Raw genomic sequence first — 4,403 nt, 5'->3', positions numbered from 1 at the left:
CGATCAACCGGCAACACGATCTGCTCCGGCAACCCCGCCAACCGCTCCCGCCAGTACGCGACCTGAGGCCCCAACCGGCCCCCGTCAGCCACCCCCTCGTCGCCCAGCACCTCCCGCTGCCACAACGCGTAGTCGGCGTACTGCACCGGCAACTCGGTGTACCGGGGGCTGGCGCCGTCGGCGCGGGCGCGGTAGGCCTCCGCCAGGTCGGCGGCGAGCGGGGTCAGCGACCAGTGGTCGCACGCGATGTGGTGCATGAGCAGCAGCAGCACGTGGTCCCGCGGGCCGGCGGCGAACAGGTACGCCCGCATGGGGATCTCGCGGGTCAGGTCGAAGACGTGGCGGGACGCCTCGTCCATGGCGTCCTGGACGCCGGCGGCGTCCACCGGTACGACCTCGAAGGCGGGGACGGCCGCGTCCGGGGCGAGCACCGACTGGTACGGGGTGCCGTCCTGCTCGCCGAAGACCGTGCGCAGGGCCTCGTGCCGGGCCACGACGTCGCCCAGCGCCGCACGCAACGCGTCCACATCGAGGTCGCCGCGCAGGCGAAGGGTCCACGACACGTTGTAGGTGGCGCTCGGGCCCTCCAGCCGGTCCAGGAACCACAGCCGCCGCTGCGCGAACGACAACGGCACCCGCTCCGGACGCTCCCGCCGCGTCAGCGCCGCCTGCACCCGGCCGCCCTGGTCGAGCCGGTCGATGAGCCGGGCCACCGTCGGCGCCTCGAACAGTGCGCGCAGCGACACCTCGGCGCCCAGCGCCTCCCGGATCGCGCTGGTCAGCCGGATGGCCAGCAGTGAGTGGCCGCCCAGGTCGAAGAAGTCGTCGTCGAGACCGACGTGCTCGACGCCGAGCACCTCGGCGAACAGGGCGCAGGCCCGCTTCTCGCGCTCGGTGCGCGGGGCCCGCCCGCCGCCGTCCCACCGCGGGGCGGGCAGGGCCGCCCGGTCGAGCTTGCCGTTGGGCGTGAGAGGCAGCCGTTCGATCGGCACGACCGCGGCCGGGACCATGAACTCCGGCAGCCGCTTCGCCAGGCCGGCCAGCACGTCCGCGGGGTCGGGGGCCGCCCCGGGGACGGGGACGACGTACGCGACCAGCCGCTTGGCGCCGTGCTGGTCGGAATGCACGGCGACCGTCCCGCGCACGACGTCGGGCCGCTCGGCGAGCAGGGCCTCGATCTCACCCGGCTCCACCCGGAACCCGCGGATCTTCACCTGATCATCAACCCGGCCGAGGAAGTCGAGCACGCCCTCGGCGTTCCACCGCACCAGGTCTCCGGTGCGGTACAGCCGCGCGCCCGCCGGGCCGAAGGGGTCGGCGACGAACCGCTCCGCCGTGAGGGCGGGGTGCCGCACGTAGCCGCGCGCCACGCCCTCGCCGCCGATGTACAGCTCGCCGGGCACGCCGGCGGGGACCGGCCGCAGGTGGGCGTCGAGCACGTACGCCGTCCGGTTGTCCATGGGGCGCCCGATCGGCACGCCGGTCTCGGGTACCTCGTCCGGGGTCCGCATGAGGTGGGAGGTGCACGTCAGGGTGATCTCGGTGGGGCCGTAGAGCGCGGTGACCTCGGTGCCGGGACAGTGGTCCAGCACCCGCCGCACGGCGGTGGGCGACACCACGTCCCCGCCGGTCAGCACGCGCCGCACCGTGGAGAACGCCCCGGGCAGCACGTCCGCGACCACGCCGAACAGGCCGGCGGCGACGAGCAGGGACGTCACGCCCTCGTCCTCGATGACGCGGCGCAGGTCGTGGGCGGTCATCTCGCCTTCGGGGGCGACGACGACCCGCCCGCCGGTGAGCAGCGGCGTCCACAGCTCGTACGTCGAGATGTCGAAGGCGAACGGGGAGTGCAGCAGGACGCGGGACGACTCGTCGGCGCCCCAGACGCGGTCGAGCGCGAGCGCGAGGACGTCGCGGTGGGTGACGCCGATCCCCTTGGGCGTCCCCGTCGAGCCGGAGGTGTACATGACGTAGGCGAGCCCGTCGGGGCGCGGCTCGGCGGGCGGCGCGGTGTCCGGCTCCTCCGCCAGGCCGGGGTCGCCGGTGCGGACCACGAGCACGCCGCGCGTCAGCTCTTCGGGCGGGGCCTGCCGGTCGGTGAGCAGCACGGACGCACCGGTGTCCTCCAGGGCCCGCCGCATGCGCTCGACCGGGTAGCCGGTGTGCAGCGGCACGTACGAGCCCCCGGCCTTGAGGATCGCCAGGGCCGCCACCACCAGACCGGCCGACCGCTCGTGCAGCACGGCGACGCCGGTCTCCGGGCCCACCCCGAGGCGCAGCAGCCGGTTGGCCAGGCGGTCGGCCAGCCGGTCGAGTTCGCGGTAGGTGAGCGACTCCCCGCCTGCGCGGACGGCGACGGCGTCCGGCGTCCGGCGCGCCTGGGCGGCGAACCGGCCGGTGACGGTGCCGGCCAGCCGCTCGGTTTCGTGCGCGGTGTCGTTGCGTCCGGTGACGAGCTCGCGGCGCTCGGCCGGGGTGAGCACGTCCAGCCGTCCGATCGGCGCGTCGGGGTCGGCGACCAGGGCTTCCAGCACGCGCAGCAGGCGCGCGGCGACGCCCTCGGCGGTGGAGCGGGCGAACAGGTCGGTGCGGTACTCCAGCACGGCGTCCACGCCTCCGGGCTCGCCGTCGGCCGTGCGGCGCGCGGCCAGGTCGAACGCGAGGTCGAACTTGGCCGCGCCGAGCTCGACGTGCTGCGGCGCGGCGCGCAGGCCGTCCAGGTCGAAGCACGGCTCCTCAGAGCCGCGGTAGGCGAGGAAGACCTGGAACAGGGGGTGGCGGGCGAGGGAGCGCTGCGGGTGCAGCTCCTCGACCAGGCGCTCGAACGGCGTGTCCTGGTGGGCGTACGCGGCGAGGTTCGCCGAGCGCACGCGTTCCAGCAGCTCGCGGAAGGTGGGGTCGCCGGAGGTGTCGGTGCGCAGCACCAGGGTGTTGACGAAGAACCCGACGAGGTCGTCCAGGGCCTCGTCGCCGCGCCCGGCGAACGGGCTGCCGATGGGCAGGTCGGTGCCGGCCCCGAGGCGGGTCAGCAGCACGGCGACGGCGGCCTGCGCGACCATGAAGTCGCTGACCCGGCACTGGCGGGCGAGCCCGGCGAGGTCGCGGTGCAGGGCGGCGTCGACGGTGAAGCGCACCGCGTCGCCGCGGTGGGCGGCGACGGCCGGCCGGGGCCGGTCGGCGGGGAGTGCCAGCTCAGTGGGGACGCCGTCCAGGGCCCCGCGCCAGAAGTCCAGGCCGCTCGCGAGCACGCCGCGCGGGTCGTCCTCGTCGCCGAGCAGCTCGCGCTGCCACAGGGTGTAGTCGGCGTACTGCACCGGCAGGGGCGCGAACGCGGGGTCCTCGCCGCGAAGGCGGGCGTTGTAGGCGAGGCCGAGGTCGCGGGCGAGGGGGGCGAGCGACCAGCCGTCCGCGGCGATGTGGTGCATCAGGAGCAGCAGCACGTGTTCTCCGGGGGCGGGCGAGAACAGCCGGACCCGGATCGGGGGCTCGCGGGTGAGGTCGAAGGCGTGCCGCGCCTCGGCGGCGAGCGCCGCGGGCAGCTCGTCCTCGTCGATCGGGTGGCTTTCCAGGGTGAGCGGCACGTCGCCGGGGTCGAGGACGTGCTGGCGCGGGACGCCGCGCGTCTCGGGGAAGACGGTGCGCAGGGTCTCGTGCCGCGCGACGACGTCGCGCAGCGCGGTCCGCAGGCACGCCTCGTCCAGGTCCCCGGACAGGCGGACGGCGATCGGGATGTTGTAGGTGGGGCTGGGGCCCTCCAGCCGGTGCAGGAACCACAGCCTGCGCTGCGCGAACGACAGGGGGAGCTCGGCGGAGCGGGGGCGCGGGAGCACGGGCGGGTGGGCGCCGAACGCCTCGGGCAGCCGGGCGATGAGCCCGCCGACGGTGGGGGTCTCGAACAGCACCCGGGTCTGGATCTCGACCCCGAGCACGGTCCTGATCCGGTTGAGCAGGCGGGTGACCAGCAGGGAGTGGCCGCCGAGGTCGAAGAAGGCGTCGTCCACCCCGACCTCGGGCACGCCGAGGACCTCCGCGAACAGGGCGCACAGGACCGCCTCCTGCGCGGTCCTGGCCGTCCGCGCCGCGGTGGACGCGGCCACGGGGGCGGGCAGCGCGGCCCGGTCGAGCTTGCCGTTCATGGTGAGGGGCAGGCGGTCGAGGGTGACCACGTCGGAGGGGAGCATGAACTCGGGCAGGCGGGACCGCGCGTACGTACGCAGGCCGGCCGCGTCGATCGGGGCCTGGTCGTCGGGGACGATGTAGGCGACGAGGCGTTTGTCGCCGGGGGTGTCCTCACGGGCGATGACCAGGGCGTGCTCCACCTGCGGATGGGCGGCGAGCACCGCTTCGACCTCGCCGGGTTCGACCCGGAACCCGCGGATCTTCACCTGGGAGTCCACCCGGCC

The 4,403-nt window shown here is 75.2% G+C and carries 1 protein-coding gene; it reads right to left on the bottom strand.

Annotation, left to right across the window (positions count from 1 at the left end):
- Positions 1-4,403: amino acid adenylation domain-containing protein (locus PYR91_RS36170; protein WP_279787503.1), on the bottom strand; the 4,403-nt coding region annotated here is incomplete at both ends.

This window comes from Sphaerisporangium sp. TRM90804, assembly GCF_029846175.1.
GTDB lineage: Bacteria > Actinomycetota > Actinomycetes > Streptosporangiales > Streptosporangiaceae > Sphaerisporangium.
This window is presented reverse-complemented; position numbering and strand designations above follow the sequence as displayed.